Source organism: Tannerella forsythia 92A2 (assembly GCF_000238215.1).
GTDB classification, from domain to species: domain Bacteria; phylum Bacteroidota; class Bacteroidia; order Bacteroidales; family Tannerellaceae; genus Tannerella; species Tannerella forsythia.
The window spans coordinates 2,223,182-2,247,928 of the sequence record NC_016610.1 but is presented as its reverse complement, the minus strand read 5'-3'; the positions used below and the strand labels follow the sequence as shown (position 1 = coordinate 2,247,928).

16 protein-coding genes are annotated in these 24,747 nt (G+C 47.0%); 4 read left to right on the top strand and 12 right to left on the bottom strand.

The features are described from left to right. Positions 1 to 49: 49 nt before the first annotated feature. Together rpsI and rplM are read right to left on the bottom strand one after the other, a co-directional pair. On the bottom strand, positions 50 to 436 hold the full coding sequence (gene rpsI / locus BFO_RS09150) for a 30S ribosomal protein S9 (RefSeq protein WP_014225408.1): 387 nt from the start codon (positions 434 to 436) through the stop codon (positions 50 to 52). A 5-nt stretch (positions 437 to 441) separates the two neighbouring features. Beyond that, positions 442 to 897, bottom strand: a complete 456-nt coding sequence (gene rplM, locus BFO_RS09145; protein WP_041591253.1) for a 50S ribosomal protein L13 — start codon at positions 895 to 897, stop codon at positions 442 to 444. Between the two features lie 579 nt (positions 898 to 1,476). Between rplM and BFO_RS09135 the strand changes: the two genes are divergently transcribed. Next, positions 1,477 to 2,643: an exo-beta-N-acetylmuramidase NamZ family protein gene (locus BFO_RS09135; protein ID WP_390903037.1), complete on the top strand. Its 1,167-nt coding sequence runs from the start codon at positions 1,477 to 1,479 to the stop codon at positions 2,641 to 2,643. A gap of 3 nt (positions 2,644 to 2,646) precedes the next feature. Here the strand turns inward: BFO_RS09135 and BFO_RS09130 are convergent, their stop codons facing one another. The 10 genes from BFO_RS09130 to BFO_RS09085 form a co-directional block, all read right to left on the bottom strand. Then, entirely contained in the window at positions 2,647 to 5,274 is a 2,628-nt protein-coding gene (locus BFO_RS09130) for a carboxypeptidase regulatory-like domain-containing protein (protein WP_014225405.1), read from the bottom strand. A 5-nt stretch (positions 5,275 to 5,279) separates the two neighbouring features. Continuing rightward, positions 5,280 to 6,137, bottom strand: coding sequence for a GLPGLI family protein (locus BFO_RS09125; protein ID WP_014225404.1), 858 nt, complete (start codon positions 6,135 to 6,137; stop codon positions 5,280 to 5,282). 88 nt (positions 6,138 to 6,225) lie between these two features. After that, positions 6,226 to 6,471 (bottom strand): hypothetical protein, encoded by a 246-nt coding sequence (locus BFO_RS09120; RefSeq protein WP_041590836.1) that lies wholly within the window; start codon positions 6,469 to 6,471, stop codon positions 6,226 to 6,228. A gap of 115 nt (positions 6,472 to 6,586) precedes the next feature. Then, positions 6,587 to 7,441, bottom strand: a complete 855-nt coding sequence (locus BFO_RS09115; protein WP_014225403.1) for a GLPGLI family protein — start codon at positions 7,439 to 7,441, stop codon at positions 6,587 to 6,589. A gap of 88 nt (positions 7,442 to 7,529) precedes the next feature. Further along, positions 7,530 to 7,775: a hypothetical protein gene (locus tag BFO_RS09110; protein ID WP_041590836.1), complete on the bottom strand. Its 246-nt coding sequence runs from the start codon at positions 7,773 to 7,775 to the stop codon at positions 7,530 to 7,532. Positions 7,776 to 7,890: 115 nt separating this feature from the next. Next, on the bottom strand, positions 7,891 to 8,721 hold the full coding sequence (locus tag BFO_RS09105; protein WP_014225401.1) for a GLPGLI family protein: 831 nt from the start codon (positions 8,719 to 8,721) through the stop codon (positions 7,891 to 7,893). Between the two features lie 480 nt (positions 8,722 to 9,201). Continuing rightward, a complete protein-coding gene (locus tag BFO_RS09100; RefSeq protein ID WP_046472573.1) occupies positions 9,202 to 10,554 on the bottom strand; it encodes an IS5 family transposase in 1,353 nt (450 codons plus the stop codon). A 251-nt stretch (positions 10,555 to 10,805) separates the two neighbouring features. Then, positions 10,806 to 14,672 (bottom strand): InlB B-repeat-containing protein, encoded by a 3,867-nt coding sequence (locus BFO_RS09095; protein WP_041590835.1) that lies wholly within the window; start codon positions 14,670 to 14,672, stop codon positions 10,806 to 10,808. A 243-nt stretch (positions 14,673 to 14,915) separates the two neighbouring features. Then, positions 14,916 to 15,968, bottom strand: a complete 1,053-nt coding sequence (locus BFO_RS09090) for a ribonucleotide-diphosphate reductase subunit beta (protein WP_014225398.1) — start codon at positions 15,966 to 15,968, stop codon at positions 14,916 to 14,918. A gap of 34 nt (positions 15,969 to 16,002) precedes the next feature. After that, entirely contained in the window at positions 16,003 to 18,543 is a 2,541-nt protein-coding gene (locus BFO_RS09085) for a ribonucleoside-diphosphate reductase subunit alpha (RefSeq protein WP_014225397.1), read from the bottom strand. 922 nt (positions 18,544 to 19,465) lie between these two features. On the opposite strand from BFO_RS09085, the gene BFO_RS09080 reads away from it, so the two are divergent. The 3 genes from BFO_RS09080 to BFO_RS09070 all read left to right on the top strand — a co-directional run bounded on the left by BFO_RS09080 (position 19,466) and on the right by BFO_RS09070 (position 24,734). Then, on the top strand, positions 19,466 to 20,122 hold the full coding sequence (locus tag BFO_RS09080) for an HmuY family protein (protein WP_014225394.1): 657 nt from the start codon (positions 19,466 to 19,468) through the stop codon (positions 20,120 to 20,122). A 13-nt stretch (positions 20,123 to 20,135) separates the two neighbouring features. After that, positions 20,136 to 22,370, top strand: a complete 2,235-nt coding sequence (locus BFO_RS09075; RefSeq protein WP_014225393.1) for a TonB-dependent receptor — start codon at positions 20,136 to 20,138, stop codon at positions 22,368 to 22,370. Between the two features lie 114 nt (positions 22,371 to 22,484). Further along, positions 22,485 to 24,734, top strand: coding sequence for a TonB-dependent receptor (locus tag BFO_RS09070; RefSeq protein WP_208854689.1), 2,250 nt, complete (start codon positions 22,485 to 22,487; stop codon positions 24,732 to 24,734). Positions 24,735 to 24,747 lie beyond the last annotated feature (13 nt).

Genomic DNA, 24,747 nt, shown 5'->3' with positions numbered 1-24,747 from the left:
ATTTAGATACTAAACGCCTTTTCTACTTGCAAGCAACTCACAAATGACATTAACGTTTACTGAACTGGAACCGTTTACGCGCTTTCGGACGTCCCGGTTTCTTACGTTCTACCGCACGCGGGTCGCGTGTTACGAAACCTTCGGCCTTAAGTGCCGGCTTCGACTCGGGATTGATCTTAATCAATGCACGCGTGATAGCCAGACGAGCCGCTTCCGACTGTCCTTTAAATCCGCCGCCGACCAAATTCACCTTGATGTCGTACTGGCCGTCCACATTCAGCACGTTGAGAGGTTGCTTCACTACGAATTGCAGGATCGGGGAGGGAAAATAATCGGACAATTCCCGGCGGTTCACCGTAATTTTTCCATTTCCTTCGCTAACGTATACACGGGCAATGGCCGCCTTACGTCTTCCTATTGCATTTACTACTTCCATGAAATTTAGTTAAGTGAGTTTATATCTATCGACTTCGGTTGCTGGGCTTCGTGTTTATGCTCCGAACCTGCATAAACATACAGATTATTGAGTAGTTTATCTCCCAGACGGTTCTTGGGAAGCATGCCTTTTACGACCTTACGGAACAGACGGTCTTCCCCTTTCGCCATTAATTGGGCGGGAGTAATTTCACGCTGGCCACCAGGGTATCCGGTATGCTTGAAATAAATACGGTCGTTCCACTTATTTCCCGTCAGAACGACTTTGTCTGCATTAATAATAATCACATTGTCACCACAGTCAACGTGCGGGGTGAAATTCGGTTTGTACTTGCCGCGTAATAATTTGGCGACTTTCGTACAAATGCGTCCCAACGATTGGCCGGTTGCATCGACAACCACCCACTCCTTGTTTACAGTTGCTTTGTTTGCAGAAATGGTCTTAAAACTTAACGTATCCACTGTTATTTCTTTATAAATTAATACTAAAAAACGCGCCTTCACTCCCTTTCTACTCTTCGGACACAGAAGAATTTAGCAAGGTGTTAAGAACGAACTGTTTGAACACTTTAGATAATAATCGGGTGGCAAAGGTACAACTTTTCTCCGAATACGCAACACAAGCTCAGGACTTTTTTCTTAGAGACGACATATTAAAAGACGATTTCTATCGTTTGTTGAGGTCTCAATCCGGCTGGTTTCTTCTGAATTCGGGGAATAAAAGAGTTCAAAAAAGTCTTGAGCCACTCGATAATGAAGGAGTTGATCTTTTGAATAATGTATATAATTTGTGCTGTTTGTCCGGTCCACTTTGACACAAGGCGCATAATGCCTGCTTTTTTCAACGATTTGTTCAATAATGCCGTCGGCGTACCTATGACATCAATGCGAATAATCGCATCCTCCAAACTCAAGTATTGAATCAGTTGTTTAATGCGTCAGCCCTGGGATTTCTCCCCTTTTTCAACTACTTTTACACCCCGAAAAAGAAACATATTATTTGCAATGAAACGAAATATCCTGTCATTATTTCTGCTCCTGATGCTTTGGGTTTCAGCAACAGGGACTATCTCCGCGCAACAGCGGAACAAGCGTGTCGTACCGGGTAACGAACGGATGGATAGCATTTGCACCCGGTTGAAAGATAAACGGGTGGCGCTGGCCGTGAATCATACCTCGATCCTCGGAACCGGTTTTACGCACCTGTTAGATACGTTGCTGGCACAAAAGATCGATATCAGAAAGGTGTTTGCTCCCGAGCACGGCTTTCGCGGTACGGCCGATGCCGGTGCGACCGTTCACGACAGCCGCGACCCGAAAACGGGTGTCCTCATCGTTTCGGTTTACGGAAAAAATAAAAAACCGAGCGCCGAACAGTTGGCCGACGTCGATATCATTGTCTTCGACATTCAAGACGTGGGGGCGCGTTTCTTTACCTACATCAGTACGATGCATTACCTGATGGAGGCTTGTGCGGAACACGGCAAGGAGCTGATGGTGTTAGACCGCCCGAACCCGAACGACTATGTAGACGGCCCGGTGCGTCAGCCGGGATTCGAGTCGTTTGTCGGCGTCCATCCGATCCCCGTTTTGCACGGGCTGACCGTCGGCGAACTGGCGCAAATGATCAACGGCGAAGGGTGGTTGCCCTCGGCCGCTACCTGCAAACTGACTGTCATTAAAATGTTGAACTGGCAACATGGCGACGCTTACCAGCCGACCGTCCGACCTTCTCCGAATCTCCCGAACGATCAGGCCGTCCGCCTCTATCCTTCGCTCTGTTTCTTTGAAGGGACGTGCATGAGTGTCGGGCGGGGAACGCATTTCCCGTTCCAGATCGTCGGGTATACCCTGCCGCAGACCGGCTCGTTCACCTTCGTCCCCACGGCTATTCCCGGCATGGATACTGCTCCGCTTTATAAAGACAAAACCTGCTACGGCGACGACCTGCGTTATTACCCCTTCGCAGGAGGCCTTACGCTCTCTTTCGTCATCGACTTCTTTGCTCGCACCGGCCGAAACGAAAAGCTGTTTTTCAACCGCCCGCGCTGGTTCGACCTGCTGGCCGGAACGGATGCGCTGCGCGAACAAATCCTTGACGGAGTACCCGAAGCCGAAATCCGCGCTACATGGCAATCCGGTCTCGACGAATACAAACAGATACGCAAAAAATACCTCCTCTACCCGGACTACCCCGAAGCAGAGTGAGGGTTAAAACGAATATTTCAGGCTGACGATGCCCGAGGCCGGACGCAGGCCGAACGTGGTCACGAACATGTCCGTGTCGCGGTAACGGATATCGGTGTAGGTGTCGGCATCGGTCAGATTCTGTAGCTTTAGTTCCAGCTCAATGACACGAGAAGGCTGGTAGCGAATGCCCACATCGACGAGCCAACGTTGTGTGCGGCGATTATCTTCCGAAGGATGATTCCGGTAATTCGTTTGGCCGAACAACTCGACATTGCGCAAGGGTAGGAGGGTCAGGTCCGCATCCAGGCCCCAGCTCTGTATCACTGATTCGGTATTGATCGTGCCGGTGCGTACCGTTTGTGTAAACCGATCGAACATCCCTCTGATTCTTACTATCATCCAATCGAAAGCCCGTACGTTGAGGGACGGGTTAAGCGACATGATCCGATTGACATGCTGCACGCGCAGCCCTTGCCGCGACCGTTCGCCCGACGTTTGGGTATAGCTGCTTGTCAGCGCGATAGTCGTATTTTGATCATGAAAGTTTTTAGCGATATAGAACGTGCCTGTTACCATGTCGGCATCGTTTGTCGTTCCTGTCGTGCGTGAAGTGATCGAGCCGTCGGGTGCGACCGTTTCTCCTTTCAATATATTGTGGTGGGTACGTCCGACGGCAACGTTGAGCGTGGAAAAAAATCCTTCCATCGTGTTACGGAAAAGGTATCCTGCGGTGAGGCTGCTCGTCCGCCGATAAGCCAACCGCCCCGATTCACCGCCGGATAGCTTGTTATAGCTGTGCTGCACGGGGTGGATGAGGAACGACAGCATGTCGCCCGTTGTATGGGTGATACCGGCACCGGCCGTTACCGAGAAGCCGGGACTGATGGTGTAGCGGGTGTTTATGCGCGCGCCGACGTAGGGACGGTCGTACCGGAATGTTTCGGCCGACTGGCGGTCGCGATAACGGATGTGGACGTATCGAACCGGTATGTCGAGTTTGATGCGCACACGATCGCGGTCGAAGACGTACGATGGCGTAACGACAGGCTGCAACCGGTATCCGCCGTTCAGGTTACGCGCCTGTAGAGGCATCGTGCGATTGTCCAGATCGGTATCGACGCGATCGTGCTCAGTCTCCATCGTCACGTCGAACCACAGGTTATGGTAAGCGTTCAGTCCTTTTACGAACGAGGTGCTGTGATTCGTGTAGAGCGATTGTCCGAGTACGCGCTGTGTCACGAGTCGCGCATGGTTGCTACCGTCTACCGTGAGCCGGTTGCCCGGCACGACGCTGCCACGGATATGCGACTGCAATCGGTAAACGTTCGTTCCCCGGCGCCACATCAGCGACAGTCGGTTGTTGAGCGCTGCCTGTCGTTGCGTAAAACGTTGCCGAAGTTCGGCGGGAAGTTGCAGGCGGGTATCTGCCTCGCCGAAACCGAACCGGAAGTCGGCCGTGTTGGAAACAAATTCCTGTTCGGCATTTTTTTCATAGACGACGCTGGCCGTCAGGTCATGGTCGGCGGCGTCGGTGCTCAGTGATTCGCGGGCTATGATGGCGCTGTCGGTAGCGACGAAATACGTGCTGACCGATTCGCGTTCGTAACGGCGGCGAGCTTCGGCATAGCCCAGATTGAATGTCAGCGTGGAGTACGATCCGGTACGACGGATCGTGTTCAGTGAGGCAGATGCTCCGGACGAACGGCGTGTGCGTGTCTTGACATCGCCGGGCACCGTGAAAGGCAGATCGGGAATCAGTCCGTCAGCCTTGTTTTCGCCGCCTCTGCCGAAATGGTCGGTTAACTCATAGCCGGCTTCGGCGCTGCAATTATCACCTTTCAGCGTGGCCAACATTTGTCCTTTCGTGTGGGCTATAAAACCAAATAATTCGGCACGATAAAGCATGCCCGGACGATAACCGATACCGCCCAGTACGTTGCCTGCGGGGCGTGTCATACCCTTATTTTTCAGTTTGATATTCAATGCGGCATTTTCGCTGAAATCAATATTTTTGAGCAGGCGAACGGGTTGATGGTTTTCGTAGACCTGAACACTGGTGATCTGGTCGGCACCGATATTACGGGTAGCCAGCGTGTAGCGTCCGCCGAGCATGTCGAGTCCTTCGATATAGAATTTGTTGATCGCCTTACCCTGGTATTCGATTCCTCCACCGGGCTTGACGGTGATGCCGGGCAGCTTGCGCAGAATATCTTCTACGGTGCGATCGGTAGGAGCGATGAACGAAGCCACGTTGTAGTTAAGCGTATCGCCGTGCGAACTGATGGGCGCGGCTTTGACCGTTACTTCTTTCAGTTTGAAAGCAGACGGAGCAAGCGTCTGGTCGATCGTGGCCGATTGCGCCGCTACACGCCGGCTGACGGTGCGATAGCCCAATACGGCGAACTCCAGCTCAATCGGCTGCTGTTGCTCTGCCAGCGATAACCGGTAACGTCCTTCCGTGTCGGTGATCGTATAGGCCAATACTGCTCGTGTCGTGTCGGCTTTTATCGCTTTTACGATGGCATCGGGGATGGCATGACCGGTCTCAACATCGGTCAGCCGACCGGTAATCACCGTTTGAGACAAGGCGGCTACCACCGTAAGGAGGTTGGCCGACAGGATGTAAAACAGTATCCGCCGGATGGACATACGCGTTATTCCAATTCGATCGGGTTATGGAACAGTTGTCGTTTGGGAACAGGCATTTCTTTTCCATCGACGGTTTTACCCGCAAGCGGACTGCCGGACATGATTTTGCCGGGATCGGAACGATAGTCGTTCAACTGTTTGTTGAAACGTTTACGGGTGGTTTTGAACGGTTCGGATCGTTTTCGCATCGAGATATTTTCTGTAGGGGTGCGGATGGAAATAGCCGTGAAATGCTGATCGCCCGTGGCATCTTCGATTTGCAGGATGAGTCCCGGCAATCCTCCGAACTTCCAGGGACCGTCGCTTACCGGAATGTCGGTTGCATACCAGGCTGTCCACGCGCGTCCGCGGAAGGTGGCAGTGGCTTTCCGGCACGCATATCCGCAGACGGTTTTCGTTCCGTCGCTCAACTTCCAACCGATGACAATCGTATCGGGATAGACGTACCGGTCGGTAAATACGCGATCGTAATACGAAAGAGTTTTTGTACGATGGTCTTTGACGATGGTGTATTTGGATGCTTTCCAGCCTTCATATTGATTGGATATGGCCGTGAATTGTCCGAATGTGACTTTGGTGATATCCTCCATCCGGCACATGACGGAGTCGATGCGATAATCCGGATAAGCTGCATATTTGGAAACGCGCTTTCCGACCTGCAGGATATCGTAATAGATTTCGGTCTTTTGCAGGCGCGGGTCTTTTACGGTATATTCGTAAATACATTCCAGTGTTGCTTGGTCGAGATGTTCTAACGGCTCAAATCCGGCATACTGGTTAGCTGCTGCTCCCTTTACGGTTATTTGCCCATAGATGACGATGTTTACAAGGCTTGTCAATAGTAATGTGATAAATATTTTCATCGAAAATCGGGGTATGTAATATAAAACCTGATTTGACAGTGATAGGTCGTCAAATCAGGTGTAATTGTTTTTAAGTCTCATCTAATGTTTACAAGGAAAAATCTAATTCAACGGCACGATCCGAGACCCAATCTATTTTACCTCTTTGTCCGTCACAATATGCTTCGTTAAGTTCTTGAAGATATTCATTGAAGTCGCACCAGTTTTCGAAACATTCGGGCCCTACAGTCATACCTTCCACGCCGCACCAAGTCTTAAAATACATTCCGGCGAAAACTTCTGTGGAAAAAAAGATCCCCACTACAGCTAAAACACAAAAAAATTTTCTTTTCATAATTTTTATCCATATAAAAAATGATGTGACAAAATTGTCATTTGCAAATTTCTATGGCTTTTTTTATATGGCCAAATAATAAATGTTAATATATGCAATGGGTTTTGTTTTTTCATTATTCCAGCTCGATCGGATTATGGAACAATTGCCGTTTGGGAACGGGTATTTCTTTTCCATCGACGGTTTTACCTGCAAGCGGATTGCCGGACATGATTTTGCCGGGATCGGAACGATAGTCGTTCAATTGTTTGTTGAAACGTTTACGGGTGGTTTTGAACGGTTCGGATCGTTTTTGCATCGAGATGTTTTCCGTCGGGGTGCGGATGGAGATGGCCGTGAAATGCTGATCGCCCGTGGCATCTTCGATTTGCAGGATGAGTCCCGGCAATCCTCCGAACTTCCATGGACCGTCGTTTACCGGAATGTCCGTTGCATACCAGGCTGTCCACGTGCGTCCGCGAAAGGTGGCTGTAGCTTTCCGGCAGGTATATCCGCAGACGGTTTTCGTTTCGCCGCTCAACTTCCAACCGATGTCAATCGTATCCGGATAGACGTACCGGTCCGTAAACACACGATCGTAATACGAAAGAGTTTTTGTACGATGGTCTTTGACGATGGTGTATTTGGATGCTTTCCATCCTTCATATTGATTAGATATGGCCGTCGCTTGGCCGATGGTAATTTTCGTAATATCCATCCGGTAAATGACCGAGTCAACGCGATAAGCCGGATAAGCTGCATATTTGGAAACGCGCTTTCCGACCTGCAGGATATCGTAATAGATTTCGGTCTTTTGCAGGCGCGGGTCTTTTACGGTATATTCGTAAATACATTCCAGTGTTGCTTGGTCGAGATGTTCTAACGGAGAAAATTTGGCATACTGGTCAGCTGCTGATCCTTTTACAGTTATTTGCCCGTAGGTAATTGGGCTTATCAGGCTTATCAACAGTAGAGCGATTAATGTCTTCATCGAAAATCGGGGTATGTAATATAAAACCTGATTTGACAGTGATAGGTCGTCAAATCAGGTGTAAATGTTTTTAAGTCTCATCTAATGTTTACAAGGAAAAATCTAATTCAACGGCACGATCCGAGACCCAATCTATTTTACCTCTTTGTCCGTCACAATATGCTTCGTTAAGTTCTTGAAGATATTCATTGAAGTCGCACCAGTTTTCGAAACATTCGGGCCCTACAGTCATACCTTCCACGCCGCACCAAGTCTTAAAATACATTCCGGCGAAAACTTCTGTGGAAAAAAAGATCCCCACTACAGCTAAAACACAAAAAAATTTTCTTTTCATAATTTTTATCCATATAAAAAATGATGTGACAAAATTGTCATTTGCAAATTTCTATGGCTTTTTTTATATGGCCAAATAATAAATGTTAATATATGCAATGGGTTTTGTTTTTTCATTATTCCAGCTCGATCGGATTATGGAACAATTGCCGTTTGGGAACGGGTATTTCTTTTCCGTCGACGGTTTTACCCGCAAGCGGACTGCCGGACATGATTTTGCCGGGATCGGAACGATAGTCGTTCAATTGTTTGTTGAAACGTTTACGGGTGGTTTTGAACGGTTCGGATCGTTTTTGCATCGAGATGTTTTCCGTCGGGGTGCGGATGGAGATGGCCGTGAAATGCTGATCGCCCGTGGCATCTTCGATTTGCAGGATGAGCCCCGGCAGTCCTCCGTACTTCCATGGACCGTCGTTTACCGGAATGTCCGTTGCATACCAGGCTGTCCACGCGCGTCCGCGAAAGGTGGCTGTGGCTTTCCGGCACGCATATCCGCAGACGGTTTTCGTTCCGCCGCTCAACTTCCAACCGATGTTAATCGTATCCGGATAGACGTACCGGTCCGTAAACACACGATCGTAATACGAAAGAGTTTTTGTACGATGGTCTTTGACGATGGTGTATTTGGATGCTTTCCATCCTTCATATTGATTAGATATGGCCGTCGCTTGGCCGATGGTAATCTTCGTAATATCCATCCGGTAAATGACGGAGTCGATACGATAATCCGGATATGCCGCGTATTTTGAAACGCGCTTTCCGACCTGCAGGATATCGTAATAGATTTCGACCTTTTGCAGGCGCGGATCTTTTACGGTATATTCGTAAATACATTCCAGTGTTGCTTGGTCGAGCGGTTCTAACGGAGAAAATTTGGCGTATCGGTTGACTGCCGCTCCTTTTACGGTTATTTGCCCATAGATGACGATGTTTACAAGGCTTGTCAATAGTAATGTGATAAACCCGGATTCCGCGATAGAAAAAATAAGAATGAATTTAATTCAGGCCTTCAGCCCTCCGAACAAGGTCCGGATGTCGATACCCCACCCTTGCGGGATGGGGCTGAAATAATTCGGGCTTTCAGCCCTTTCGGACAATGGTTAATGGTTATGCGTGGTACACGCCGAATCATGTACCCGGCAAATAACCATTAACCATTGACAATTAACCATTGAAAAACAGCCCTGAAAGGGCGAGATAATTCAGCCCAATGCGGAGCGGAAGCGAAGCGTTGGGGAAAAAGGCATCGCATCTCGGCGGAAGGCTGTAAGCCTGACGTAACCATTGTCGTACATTCGTACGTCCGTTATTAATGGTAAACGCCCAACAGTGAATCGCGTAATTTGGGATAAACCTCTATCAGGAGCTTACGGGTAGCTCAAGATTGATACCTGGCTTAGGTCGAACTCACGTTAGTTAGTCGCTCCTTAACAATTGATTTTCTTGAATAAAAAGGAATAAAAGTATATTTTTTCCTTTGGCAGAAACCCGTAAAAAATAGAACGCAAAAGATTTTCCTTAATCTTTTCCAGCATTTTCTTTAGATTCCAAGCTGTTGCTGCCATGTAGGCATTAATATGTATCCCTTTTTCGCCCCACAGATAGTTCTGTTCCATACGGAAGTCTTTTTTCAGATGTCCGAAGATAGGTTCAATACCTGCTCTGGTTCTAAATTTCTTGCGTTTCTGCATTTTCTGATATTCACTGTCAGATTTTTTAGGTTTGTTGGGAGTAATGATTTTTACTCCTTTTATTTCTCTGCGACCTCTCCCTCCTCTGTCGTACGCAAGTTCTTGAGGTAATTTCAAATCATTGTCTTCCATCTGTCTAAGAAGCGGTTCTATGGTGTCTCCATCATAAGGGTTGTCTAAGAATGTCTGTACGGCTGTAATGATTTTTCTGCCTTTCTTGCCTGTAGTAATGAGTCCGACTTTGTTCCCAAACTCATACTGTTTGTGTGCCTTACCTTTAGCTATGCAGCGGGTAAAGGGTTTGTGCAGACTGTAAATTTTATCCTTGTCATTTCGTTTTTGATTTACAGCTTGTTTAAGAAGCGAGAACTCGTTTTCGTACAGTCTCTTCTGTTCTTCGTTCATTTTGCGGTCAAGCTCACGCAACAAGGCATTGGCAATTGTTTTCAACCGCCTTTTGGCTTTATTGGCTTTTTTGACACGCTTGGGATGTTTTCCGTTGTAAGCGTCGCGAAGCAATTGTTTGCTTTCCCGGGTGTACCGCTGACGCTGGATGATTCCTTCTTTCTTAGCAATCTTATTGCATTTATCAATTACTTTCTTGCACAGCTTGGCATCCGTAGGAAAAGTAATGTTGTTTTCCTGCACGGTGGTGTCCGATAGGACAAACTTGGATTCTTTAGGCACTTCTTTGCCGTGCAGACGGACACTGTAAGCAAAAATCTTTCCTATCCCTTCTTCACCCACACGGGTACGGAAATGAACGAAATCACTCGGATCGAAAGGAAACTCATGCTCAAAAAATTCACCTCCGCAGAAATACTGAAAGTAAACATCTCGAACCCAAAATTCCGGTAGACGCTCATCTCCAAGATTGTATAGATGTTTTAACATTAAGCAACCAACCATCAGGCGGATGGGTACGCTCGGAGCTCCTCTCTCGGAATAAAGTGGAGCAAACTCCTTTTCAAAATAGGACCAGTCTATTTTGTCTGCAAGAACGGCAAGTTCGTGCTTCATGTCAATAAAATCTTTCAGCATGGGGCGGAACAAATCCCGCTGCCCTTTTTCCGGTAATTTTCCTAACATAATTCGCAGGGTTTTATTCTGTAAAGATACAAATTCCTGCAAATATATGCAACTGTTTTCAATATTATTTTGTTGAATCACAAAATATTAAGCAAATATTAAGGAGCGACTAGTTATTCTCACAACAAAGAGGTCTCTTTTATCGGACAGCAAGAATCGTTTTTACGCAAAAACGGCAGCCGTTTTCGATACTGAAAAGGGCAGCCGTTTTTGAATAATTTACGCTTCACCAAGAGGATCAACTCTCCGGATTACCGAAGAATCACCTTATAGCTTCGATCGGCGATACGAACAAGATAGATGCCTTGCGGAAGAGCAATGGATGTCTCACCGGCATTGACCTTGCGGGCATCGACCAACCGGCCTTCGAGATCGTAGATACGAACGTCCGTAGAGGCTTTCACGCTCAACAGCACATGATCTTTGTACGACCATATTTTTTCGCCCGTAACGACCGCCGATGAGTTAGCATGCGGGTCTACGGTCAACGTGATACCTTCGGTCACTTTAATCAGTTTAACCGTCACCGAACCGTCTTCATTCTCCGTCATCTCAATGCCGTCTTTGTCGCGAATCGGATCACCCGTCGTAATTTTAAGACGTTCTATCAAACGTTTCTTTTCTCCGGCCTTCAGCGCGCTTCCGGACTCTTCTTCTTTCACGCTGAACGTAAAGTCATCTCCCGTATTCACATAATGGATACCCGGAGTCGGTTGGAAGATCAACCCTTTGACCGTCGGAATCACAATCTCGCGGGAAACCTTCGGGAAGGTTATATCAGGTGCATATTCATAGGCGCCGATATCTACACGGTCTTCGATGATGCGATTCATCCCTGACAGATCATACGGGAAGCCACTGTGATATTCGCTCTCATTTAACGTAGGAAGGTGTGCATCACGGGTCTTCTCTACATAGACATAACGATTCAACCCCTGATTTTCTGCAGCGCTATTGGCTCCTAAACGGTAGTCGCCTTCACGCATAGCACCACTCTCATCAAAGCCTCTCTTTCTGAATACGGGGCTGCCGTCTATATTACCGCCTTGATCCGAGCCCAGCGCAACATCCCAGCCGGCACGGTCTTTTTCGATCAAGCTGAAGCTGAACATCGGCGTACTTCCCGTATTCGACACATTCGGGAATTTGGCGGCACGGTTCCCCCAGAGAATCGTATTACGAACCTCCGGATTCGATCCGTCGTTGTAGAGACCACCGCCCTGGTTCGATGCGAGGTTCCCGCTAATCGTTACATTGGTCAAACGCGGATGAGCGGAATGGTTATACATCCCGGCGCCATCGGTAGCCGTATTGCCGCTAATCTCCGTATTGAAGATGACTGCATCGCCACCATTGCCGTTATATATTCCACCGCCCTGATCGGCGCGATTGTTCCGGATGATACAGTTGGCTATCGTTACCTGACCGTTCTTGTTCAGGATACCGCCACCTTGTGTCGCTTGTCCTTGTTCAATCGTAAAGCCATCCCAGCGCATGCCTTTGCTTCCTTCAATCACAATCACCGAAGAACCGTTGTCGCTGCGTCGAACAATCGTCTGGTTCGAGGCGAACACCCGTTCATGCAGATAGCTTTCCCACGCGCCGAAACCGCCGTACACCTCTACACTGTCGTATTTCATTTCATATGACTTACCGGTCGGCGGAGTATAGACACCACGTGCTACCCATACGCAGTCACCGGCGCGCGCCTTGTCAAGAGCCTGCTCTATGCGACGGTAAGCATTGGCCCACGACGAACCGTCTTCACGGCCACCCTGTACATGCTGGTCGACAAAGAAGCCGTTATACTTCTCGCTGATAACAATCGAAGCAGAGAGTACTTTCTTACATATCAGACCGCTCGGAAGCGTAACCGTTATTTCTACGCCGACTTCTTTCTTTCCTGAAGTTCGGAACACAACATACAAAGAGTCTCCCTTCATCGAATGAGTCGTATCGCCTTCCGTCAAGGACCATTTGTAACTTACGTTACGGCCTACCGTATCCATTTTAACATAAAACTCCTGCTTCCTTCCGATCTTGGCCGGAATATGCTTATTGTTTTTGAGTTCCTGCTTTCCTTCGAATGCAAACAGTACTTTGAAGGTGTCTTGGACATTTACCGTACCATAGTCGGTCGTCAAAACATACGTACCCGATTTCTCAGCATCAAAGTGCTGAGCATTCCCTACTTCTTTCTTTTCCGTAGCCGACACAAGATATTCCCATTTATAGCTCTTCGCACCGGGCATGCCTTTGAGTCTAAGCGGACCTTCGCAGGTTACCGTATCAACCACAATCTTTTGGTGCCAATGAGCGTAGAACGTCAGCGAATCCTGGGTATAGTGTCCGGCAGCATCCTTCAGCGGAATATCTACCGTCATCTGGGTCGTCGGTGCAAAACGATCGTTGGTCCAGCCAACAAAGGTATAACCGGCTTTCGTCGGTGCATGCTGAACTTTCTCCGGCAACGTTTCGATGGTATAGTGCGTCGGATTAGGAGTTGCTGGAGGATTACCGCCATCTAATTCATAACCGATACCGAAGTGTTTGGGATACCATTTCGCTGCAATTACTACATCGCCACCCGTCGCACTTAGAATGATCGGATCTCCTACTGAAAAATCCGTATCAAGAGTATTCCAACCGTAAAAGACGTAACCTGTACGTTCGGGAGATGGTTTTACTTCAATTCTTGGATTACCGGGAGGAGTAGGAAGAGTATACGACGACGGATATTTATTGAGCAATTCCGGCTTGTTGGGCACTTCCGGCATTTTACCGCCTGCGGTTGTTTTGTCATCCTTGAAATCATATTCGATCTTCCAACCTTGCAACACCATCTCGGCCGTAAAGGTCACATCACCTTTCACATCTACCGTAGTATACCAGTTGGCATTCCCCTCCGGTCCCGATGTTGCGGGAACAGCCGCTTCACCGGCTTTCAGCGAAGTAAACCCGCCATGTTTCCAGCCTTTAAACTTATACGCAGCTCCTGACGGGGTTACCGTCACACCTGCGGCCGGTTTCGTACCATAATCAATCACTTGATCGTTTCCGTTGGTCAATGCGCCTCCGGCTGCAGGATCGACGGTGAATTTAACCGTGCAAACGGCGCGCTGATGATAGGTTGTATCGGTTTGTGAAATATATTCTTGCAACTCTCCACGCCTCAGACTTAATTCACCGCTTTGAGGCTCCAGCATATCTTCCCATTGAGTGGTTACTTTGGCGGTATTTTTCATGATGTTCTGATAATACGCCTGAATCAACGGGGTTTTCAGCTTCGCTTTAAATGTTACGACTTTATTCACTCCTCTGGGAACATTTTCCAACGTCCATTTAATCATACCGCTATTCTCAACTCCGCCTTCGGTAATAGAGCCGGGAACCACTTCAAGTCCTTCGGGAAGCTTATCCTCAATGATCAGAGTGGAAAGAGGTTCACCCTGTGCCCGTAATCCCATACGGGCGGAAGACATCGCTTGACCTCCTCCCTCTTCCTGTGGGGCCGCATTAACCGCTTCGATTTTATATTCGATGATATCCCCAAGAAGCACTTTCACAGGCGCGGCCAATGTCCCGTTATTGACCCCACCATCATTCACCGAAGCACTTTTCGTACTTTCAAAGCCGAAATATGCCTTGTCATATCTACTACATATCCTCGGCTCATCCTTTCTTGTTTGAATAGATATGCTACTCGGCTGTAAATCCGGATCTGAATTGATATAGTTACATACCTGAATCTCTAATTCACCGCCTTTATACTCATTGCTGAACTTGTACTGTATACTTCTTAAAAAAGTTTGCGCATCGGAGGCCGATACGCCGGATTCATTTTCAAGAAAAGAACCATAAGGACTGTACCCTAACGGTTTCGACTTCCATCCGGCAGGAAGTCGATAAGTAGCAGTACCCTGTTTAAAATCAATGGATACAGACCTGATTCGAAGTCCGTCACTTGCAACAACACTTAAGCTGGGGAAAGTGTAATACACCCCCGCACCGTCCTTATGTTTGACGGCATTACCTAAGTTTACCTTGATACTTTGCGCATGCGACAGCATCACAAAGCCTATCAAAAACAAAAAAATAACAGATAATTTACCTCTCATAATTAAATATATTTAAGTTAATGGCCGCAAAGGTACACCCGCCAAGTATCTTATGCAAATCCACCGTATTAAAAAACACAAATAATTAGTTAAAATATATTTTATTTTGTTTTATTCAACACTATTATATTATCGGTCGTTTTCTTTACAGAGGCGCGCATAGATCAAGGGTCTCACTCTACCATAACGCAGTGATACAACATACTAAAAAGCACAAATACTAAACCACTATTACACATTTACTTACAGATCATCAACCAATGCACTTGATTTGGCATAGGCCGTAGAACGCGCTTCAAAGAAATCGGTCTTGATCATATTGGCATTCGAATATTGCGATACCCATGACATTGAGGCCGGTTCGGAAGTATATCCCTCGAAAAGCGGATCGAAACCAAGCGATCTAATGCGCAGATTACCCAGATATCGGATGTAATCCCGTATCATTTCGGTAGTCAGCCCTTCGATTTTATCGCCCAGTACGTATTCGCCCCACTTGATCTCTTCCTCCACCCCCTTGGCAATCATGGCACGGTATTCTTCAATCAGTTCGGGAGTAAACATTTCCGGACATTCCTGTTTCATCTCGAGAATGATGTTACGAAAAAGCCACAAATGCGTATTTTCGTCGCGATTGATATAACGAATTTCCTGTGCCGATCCGGGCATTTTGCCGTTTCGTCCGAGGTTGTAGAAAAACATGAATCCCGAATAAAAATAAATTCCTTCGAGAATATAATTGGCGATAAGCACGCGCATAAACTGTTCCACGCTTTTATCTTCCATGAAAGCATTGTAGAGATCGCCGATGAATTTATTGCGGTTAAGCAACACCTCATCGTTCTTCCACTGATAAAGAATGGCGTCACGCTGTTCGGGCGAGCAGATGGTGTCGAGCATATAACTATAGCTCTGTGAGTGCACGGCTTCCTGAAAGGTTTGGATATTCAGGCAGAGATTCACCTCGCTTGCAGTGATATAATCGCTGATATTCGGCAGGTTGGCCGTCTGAATGCTATCGAGGAAGATAAGGAAAGACAGAATTTTATCGTAAGCCGTACGCTCCGCCTCGCTGAGTTTTGCGTAATCTTTAAGGTCTTGATTCAGATTGATCTCTTCAGGAATCCAGAAGTTATTCATGGCCTGACGATACCAGTCCGATACCCATTTATACTTCATATTATTGAAGTCGTTCAGATTGGTGGTGTTGCCGTTAATCATACGTTTTTTCGACAGTTCGGTATCACCGTGCTCATTAAAGAGCGGTTTGCGTTGAATGGTTTGTATATGACTCATGATGATATAATATATATAATGTATAGTTAAGAAATCAGGACGAGCAGGATTCGCATTCTTCGATTTCGAGTGACTTGGAGCGCACGTAGTAGATGGTTTTGAGGCCGCATTCCCATGCTTTGATGTAGAGTTCGAGCACCTGACGCAGGGTAAAATCATTTGTGATATAGAGGTTCGTACTCTGTGACTGGTCTACATGTCGCTGTCGAACGCCTGCCGCGCGTATGCTCCATGTCTGGTCTATGAGGTGCGCATTTTTGTAGAGCCACCACGTCCGATCGTTCAGATCAGGCGCAACACGGGCGATGGTGGAACCTTTCTTTTCTTCGAGGAAGAAGCGGTTCATGATAGGATCGGTGCATGCCGTCGTTCCGGCAATGATCGACGTGGAGCTGGTGGGAGCCACGGCCAACAGATAACCGTTTCGCATCCCTTTCGTGCGAACTTCTTCTGCCAGCGCATCCCATCGCGGCGTTCCCTCGTATTGGCGCAGTCGGAAATAGTCGCCTGTCTGCCAGTCCGACCCTTCAAAATATTCGTAGCCTCCTTTCTCGGCCGCCAGCTCGGCACTGGCTTGAATAGCGTAGTAGTTAATTGTTTCCATCAGCTTGTCGGCCAACTGCAAATGTTCTTCGCTCTCCCATGCAACGCCTTTCTTCGCCAAGAAGTGATGGTATCCCATCACTCCGAGCCCGATAGGACGGTAGCGGCGGTTCGTGATACGTGCATATTCGATGGGATAGAAATTCAGGTCGATCACATTGTCAAGTGCACGGACGATGGTTCGTAATACGTGCCGCACTTCCTGCTCGTCGTCAAAATTAATCTTGCTGACAACAAGTGAGGAAAGGTTGCAGACCACGAAATTGCCCGGACGTGATTTCTCCACGATGACCGTATCTCCATCGGGTGCAGTTACGACTTCGGTAGAAATGCTTTCAATGGCCGACATGTTTTGTGCAATCTCGACACAGAGGTTCGAGGAGTAAATCATCCCTTTGTGTTTGTTCGGATTGGCGCGGTTCACCGTATCGCGGAAAAAGGCGAACGGAGTGCCTGTTTCAATGGCCGACTTCAGAATCAGACGAATCATATCTTTGAGCTGTACCTCGGTCTTGGGAATGCGGGAATCGTTCACGCAGTCGTGATAACGTCTCTCCCACTCTTCACCGTAATAATCTTCAAGCTCATAGCCTTTGATGCTTTTAATCTCATGCGGACACATCAGATACCACGGCTGATTCATATCTTCACGCACCATTTTCCAGAAAAGATCAGGGTAGCAAACGGCCGGAAAGACATCGTGCGCTTTCATGCGGTCGTCACCATTATTCGTGCGAAGTTGCAAAAAATCAAGAATATCCTTATGCCATACATCGAGGTAGCAGGCTACGGCTCCGGAGCGCACGCCAAGTTGATCGACGGCCACAGCCGTGTCGTTCGCCAGTTTGATCCATCGCACAACGCCGCCTGCCGCGCCTTTATAGCCGCGAATGTCGCTGCCATTGGCGCGTACTTTTCCGAAATAGAGTCCCATGCCGCCTCCGAATTTGGAGACATTGGCAAAATTGGTGATGCTCCGATAAATTCCGTCGAGCGAATCGGGGACAGTATCGATAAAGCAGCTCGACATCTGGTAATGCGGTTTGCGGGCATTGGCCATCGTGGGTGTAGCCATCGTCACTTGCAGTTTACTGAGGATATCGTAGATATCGCGTACAATCCGTAAACGATTATGCCGCTCATTCATGGCCAGATGCATGGCAATACCCATAAACATTTCTTGCGGCGTTTCGAGTTGCTCATGCGTAAAGTTACGTATCGTATAACGGCGCAGCAACAGGTCGAGCCCGCTGTATGTAAGCAGATGATCGCGCTCGGGAACAAAGAAAGTCTCAATCTCGTCGATCTCTTCTTTCGAGTAATGCTCAAGGATATATCGACCATAGTATCCCTCACGCGTGAGATAAGTGAGTTTATCGAAGAATGTACCGATTTTAAGGGCTTCCATCTTCCGACCGACATTCAGTTTACTCTGAAAACTTAATAAACGGCCGGCAATGAACTCCCAATCCGGTTCTTCGGCCGTGATACATTCTACAGCCGCGCGGATCAGGGCTTTCAAACATTCGTCAGGCGTCATAGCCGCCTTATGAAACGAACGGTATTTCATCCCCAACGTATCGAACGATTGGTTCAGATGCGGAAAATCTTTCTGTATATCTTTCAGTAAGCGGTGCATGCCCTCGTGCGTGACCGTTTCTTCTATTTCGAGAATGATAGCGCGGTACTTCGCCCGCTCTTCGCGATACAGAATGAAACGACGCGCCTCGCGGTAGAAGCCGTTACGCATCAGTTCAATCTCCACCACATCCTGTATCTGCTCTACTTTGATTTCGTCCTCTTTCGCAAGCTCCCGGAGCCGTTCTTCTACGTTTTCGATAAGCCGGGTCAACGCTTCCTTAGGACACTCTTCTTTGATACTTGCAAAGGCGGCACGTATCACGCGCTTTATTTTCGAGACGTTATATCTCTCTTTCGTTCCGTCTCGCTTAATGATATTTTTGAAATCCATTTTGTGTTATGCTGTGTTTCTTGAGGCCGCAAAAGTACATCAATCGGGAGAGAAAAACAAACCCCTCGTCTTCTCTCCGGATAAATGCTTTTTTACAACCGATAAAAGATAAAATTCAATAAACAAAGCATTTAAAACACATAATAAACATTGTCCGACACTTTTTTCAAAGCATCCATTGGGTAACCGACACTTTCCGCTATCTTTGCCTATCCCGGTTTGTAAGACTAGCCGAACAACACTTGTAAGGACTCGAAAAAATGTCTCACAAGGCAAAAATATTATATATTCGGCACACTTCCCCGACTTTTTGAATCATAAACTAGCCATTATTGGCGACATAAGCGCAAAATTTCCCCTAAAATGGGGATTGCGGAGCGCAATAAGCCGCCGTATCTTTGCACTGTGAATTTTTAAAAGATCGCGATAGAAAAAATGTTTTTATAATCGAGATCTATTATAAACAGTAAACCACGTAAGTCAAATAAATTTCTTTTCAGGAGCCGGCCGTAAGTGATTACCGTCGGTTTCTTTTTTTACAACAGGAGAAAAATCAGATGATTGTTATTCGGTAAAAGAAAAGCCTTCTTTTGGTCGTCTATCATAGGGAAATGATCCTTCATCTTAAGAAAATATTCCTTCAAGTAAAAAACGATCGCTGTCCGATGAAACCGGAGAACAAGCCCCCGTAACGCAAAAACGCCTCTATCAACAATAGATAAAAAGAAGTAGAACGTCTATTTTTCTGCCCGACAGCCCTAAAAAAATAATCGACCCCTATCAACGACTTTACGACGTATCCCTATTATTGGGGAGAAATTGGCATAAAATACCGACAATTCGGGATTGCCCCCTTTGGCGAACACCTCTACTTTTGCACCCGTAAAATAAAAATTAATTAAAAACATTAGGTATTTAAATTATGAAAATGAGAAATGTAATGACATTAGCGCTTGTTGCGCTCAGTTTGGCGTTTGTCGGATGTGATAAAAACAACGATGAAAAACCGAAAGAAACAGTAAAGAAAACCAAAAAAATTGATGCGACCAAGTATGAAATGTGGACCTATGTGAATTTGGAGACAGGACAGACGGAAACGCACCGCGACTTCAGCGAATGGCATGTGATGGAAAAAGGAAAGCTTCTCGAAACCATCCCGGCCAAAGGTTCGGAAGCCGATATCAAAATTAAATGGCATATCGCGATTCATCGCTTCGATATACGGACAAACGAAGGCGAAGCCATTGCCACCAAAGAAACGGAGTTCAGCAAGGTGACAGGACTTCCAGCCGGCGATTACAAGAAAGACGTGGAAATAAAAGACAAAATGTTGGTCGGTTTCAATATGGCGGATATGATGAAAAGTAAATTTACTGTTGCCGGTATGGCAAAAGTAAATCTGGTACTCAAAACATGGATTGTGGAAAATCCTATGGGAAAGGCACCCGTACTCTCCAAATCCGTTTTCGTAGTAAAATTTAAAGACGGAAGCTATGCCAAGATAAAGTTTACCGATGCTACGAACGACAAGCAAGAGAAAGGCCATGTCTCTTTTAATTACGAATTTCAACCGAAATAACATTTCGTAAAAGATGAAGTCGTTTTTGGGTAACATATTGTTTCTGCTTTTGCTGACGGTGCCTTCGGGCACCGTTTTCGCAGAAGACGAAGAACTTGAGGTCGGCCGGTATACGGTTAAGGGTACGGTGGTAGACGAAAACGGCGATCCGTTACCCGGAGCGTCTGTATGGGTGGTAGGCGCTACAATCGGCGCCGGTACGAATGCGAACGGAGAGTTTGCCATCCGTTTGAATGAAGGGCGCGAATATACGCTTCGTGTATCATTTACCGGATATATCCCCGAAGAGGTGAAGGTGAACCGGCAAACGGGAGCACAGCCTCTGCACGTTATTTTGAAGCCGGCGGAAAACGAACTGAACGAAGTCGTCGTTACCGGTGCACGGATCGCAAGGCCGCTCAAAGAAGTTCCGGTACTGACCCGCGTCATCTCGCAGAAAGATATCCAAGCGCTCAACCCGATGAGTATCGAGACGCTTCTGCAATACGAATTGCCGGGATTACAAATCACCTACAACAGCATGAGCCGGATGCCGCAGATTAAATATCAAGGCGTAGACGGCGAATATATGCTGTTCCTGATCGACGGGGAGCGGGTCAGCGGCGAAGGAGCCGACCATAACGTTGATTTTACGCGCTTCAATGTCGACGAGATCGAACGTATCGAGTTTATTCGCGGATCGCAGTCTACCGTTTACGGCTCGAATGCGCTGGGCGGTGTAATCAATATCATCACCAAAAAAGCCAATCGTCCGTTTATCGGGAACATTCATGCGCGCTATGCCGGAACGAACGGACAGAAATATACCGTTTCGGCCGGAACAAAGAAAGACCGCTTCTCCTCACTCACGAATATCACTTTCCGTACAAGAGATACGTACTCGGTAGGGGATAAAAACGGTAAGACATTGAAGATCGTCAACCCCGACGGCACGGCAAAAGACAGTATACTTAAAGCCGAATCAACAACCGTCTACGGATACAAGGTCTGGGATGCCTCGCAGAAGTTCGGCTATGCTTTTACCGATAAGCTCAGCGCCGATCTGCGCGGGTCGTTCTATCACAACATGCGCGATGTCCCCGAGGGGGGAAAAATTCAGGATATCTTCGTCGACTATGCATTCAATACGAAAGTGAATTACGTCTTCAGAGACGATCGTCGACTGATCGTATCGTATAACTACGACAATTATAAAAAAGATAAAGATTTTTTCGAGGCGAAATTCAAGCGTACGGATTATCGCAACCGTACACAAATGCTGCGCGCCGACTATTCGGGCACGTATGGCGATCACACGGTTAGCATCGGTTCCGAAGGATTTTTCGAATACCTGAAACATTACATGATGAAAGACAGTGCCGATGCCAGAAATGAAAACTACGCATTCTATATGCAGGAAGACTGGAAGCCGTTCTCTTCGCTCAACGTGATCGTGGGAGTGCGCGCCGACTATCACCGAAAATATCACTGGCATGTAACGCCGAAAGTATCCGCAATGTATCGGCCGGCCAAAACGGTTACGCTCCGTGCCGGCTATTCGCAGGGATTCCGTTCACCATCGCTAAAGGAACTGTATCAGGAATACGATATGGGCGGGTTAGGTTTCCTGATGCTTTACGGCAATCCGGACCTGAAACCTGAAACAAGTCACCAGTTCTCCCTCTCGGCCGAATACACTCAGGGAGGATTCAACGCTTCCGTATCAACTTCGCACAACCGGTTTCATAATAAAATTACGTATAAAGAAAAAAACAAAAATGCTGCCGAATGGCAATATACCAATGCCGAACATGCCAGAACAACAAGCGTAGAAGCCATTGTGCAAATGCGAATGGATTTCGGGTTGACAATGACCGGCTCATACGCTTACGTGAACGACTACGAGCAGGTGAACGGAAAGAATACTTCGTCTGTCCGTCCGCACAGCGTAACGTTCCATGCCGTGTATTCCCGCAAATTCGGCAAAATCGGCACGAATCTTGCACTGAACGGGCAATGGGCTTCGCAGCTGAGTACGTACCGATTCTCGAAAGACGGTACTCATCGGTCGGTCACCTACGATGCACGTACCTTGTGCAGTCTGAATGCCGGTGCAACAATGCCTAAAGGAGTCTCGGTCAATGTGGGCATCGACAACTTATTCAATTATCAAGACAAGGCCGCAGACAGTTCACTGCAATTGCCGCAGAAGGGCATCAGCCTGATCGGTACGGTAAACATCAATCTGGCCGATATGTTCGGATTATAAGTTGTGTTTTCCTCATTTATGGGGATATAACGTATTAAAATACCCGAAAATAGGGATTGTCGGTTTCTTGTTCTCTGCCGAATTTTGCATCGTCAAATTTTAACAATAAAACAAATGATGAAAAGAACAGTTACTTTATTATTCTTGGTATTGTGTTCCATGAGTAGCCTGTATGCAACAGAAATTGGGGCGGCGGACAGAGATTATATCATAAAAGGTACCGTAAAAAACCGGCAAGACGAACCGATACCGTATGCTACGGTTATGGTGACCGGTACCAATATCGGTATGGCAGCGAATGTCGAAGGAAAATTTCAGATCAAATTGAACAGGGGCAATTATAAGCTCCGCATATCCTGTACGGGGTATGAACCTCGCACGGTAGAGGTGGATGCCGTAAAAGAGCCGGAACTTGATATTGTGCTTGATGAAGCGAAAAACAATCTTACGGAAGTGGTCGTCACCGGCACACGCAGTGAAAAGATGTTGAAAGACGAACCGGTAGTAACCCGTGTCATTACGGCCGAGGATATCAAGAAAATCGATCCTCAGGATTTTAAGAGCTTGCTTGAATATGAACTTCCCGGATTACATTTTGACGGAGCGGCACACGGCTCGGGACTTCCGGCCATCTCTTTTCAGGGGATGGACTCCCGTTATTTGCTTTTCCTGATCGACGGGGAGAGAATTGCCGGCGAAGGAGCATTGGACAATGTGGATTTCAGTCGTTTGAATGTAGATAACATCGAACGGATCGAAATTGTAAAAAGTGCCATGTCCACACTTTATGGTTCCAATGCATTGGGCGGGGTAATCAATATTATCACCAAAAAAGCGAACCGTCCGTTCGTCGGAACGGTATCGACACGTCTGACGAGCCGCAAGGACAGGAAATATACGGTATCGTTAGGTACGCGGCAGGAAAAATTTTCGTCACTGACGACCGCATCGTTCAGTCGTCGCGATCCTTTCACATTTGAAGAACAGAAGCCGACAAAGAGATTATACGAACTGCCTGACGGACGTGACTCGATCGGGGTAAATAAAAAATTAGGGAAGTTGAATATGCGTGGATATGAAACTTTTTCGATCGCACAAAAATTAGGATATGACTTTACGGATAAACTGAGCGCCGAGTTGAACGTCGGTTTTTATCAGAACAAGTTGTTGTATATAAAGGAAGGAAAAATAAGCGAACGCTTTCGTGACTTTACGTTCGGTGGAAAAATGAACTATATCTTTAATGAAAACAGTCGGCTGGATTTATCCTATCATTATGACAATTACTTTAAAGACGATGTTGATTCGGCCGATCATCATAAAACAAAAATCAGATACCGGGATATTCTCAACAATGTTCGGTTAAATTACAGTCTGCTGTTGGCCGAACGCCATTCATTGACTGTGGGCAGCGAAGTAAACGCCGAAAAACTGCGAACGAACTGGTTTAAGGATACAACAGCCAACAGCATCACGAATTATGTGCTGTATGTACAGGACGATTACCGGATTACCGACCGCCTGACTCTGGTCGGAGGAATCCGCATGGATTATCATTCGCTGTATAAAGTGCATGTCAGCCCGAAATTGTCAGCGATGTATAAAGTCGGCAACGTGACGTTACGGGGAGGATATGCTGCCGGATTCCGCTCGCCCTCAATGAAAGAATTATATGGAGAGTTCAGTCATGGCGGGATGTTTAAAATTTATGGCAGCACCGACTTGAAACCCGAGACGAGCCATCATGTTTCCCTGTCGGGGGAATGGACGGCCGGCATCTTCAATATCTCCGCTACCGGATATTACAATTGGTTCAACAAAAGGATTGCGATGCAACAACGCATTTCCGAAAATAAGAAGCAAAAATATCCCGACTTTGTGTATGTCAATGCCGATTCTGCCAAGACGTACGGAGCCGACATCAATATGCAGATACGGCTGCCATTCGATCTGACATTGAAAGGTACCTATTCGTATGTGTACGACGATACGAAAATAAAAGGAAGAAGAAGTTCCTATGTACGCCCGCATACAGCCGTTATGCAGGCCGAATACAGTCGTAAGTTCGGTAACTGCCGGGCTACATTAGGTCTGAACGGCCGATGGATGAGCGGTGTAGATTATTGGGCGACATCGTATGTTTCCAAAAAAAGAGTTTTCACCAAATTGGAGTTAAACGACTATATGATCTGGAAACTCAATGCTTCTTGCCAGTTCCCGAAAGGTGTTACACTGAATATCGGCATTGACAATCTCTTTAACACAAAAGACGACAATTTTAGCGACCTTTATGCCATATTTTCGCGTGGCACGGAATTTGTTGCAAACTTGTCGGTCAATATAGCCGAACTGATCGGGAAATAATGAAATGATGCAG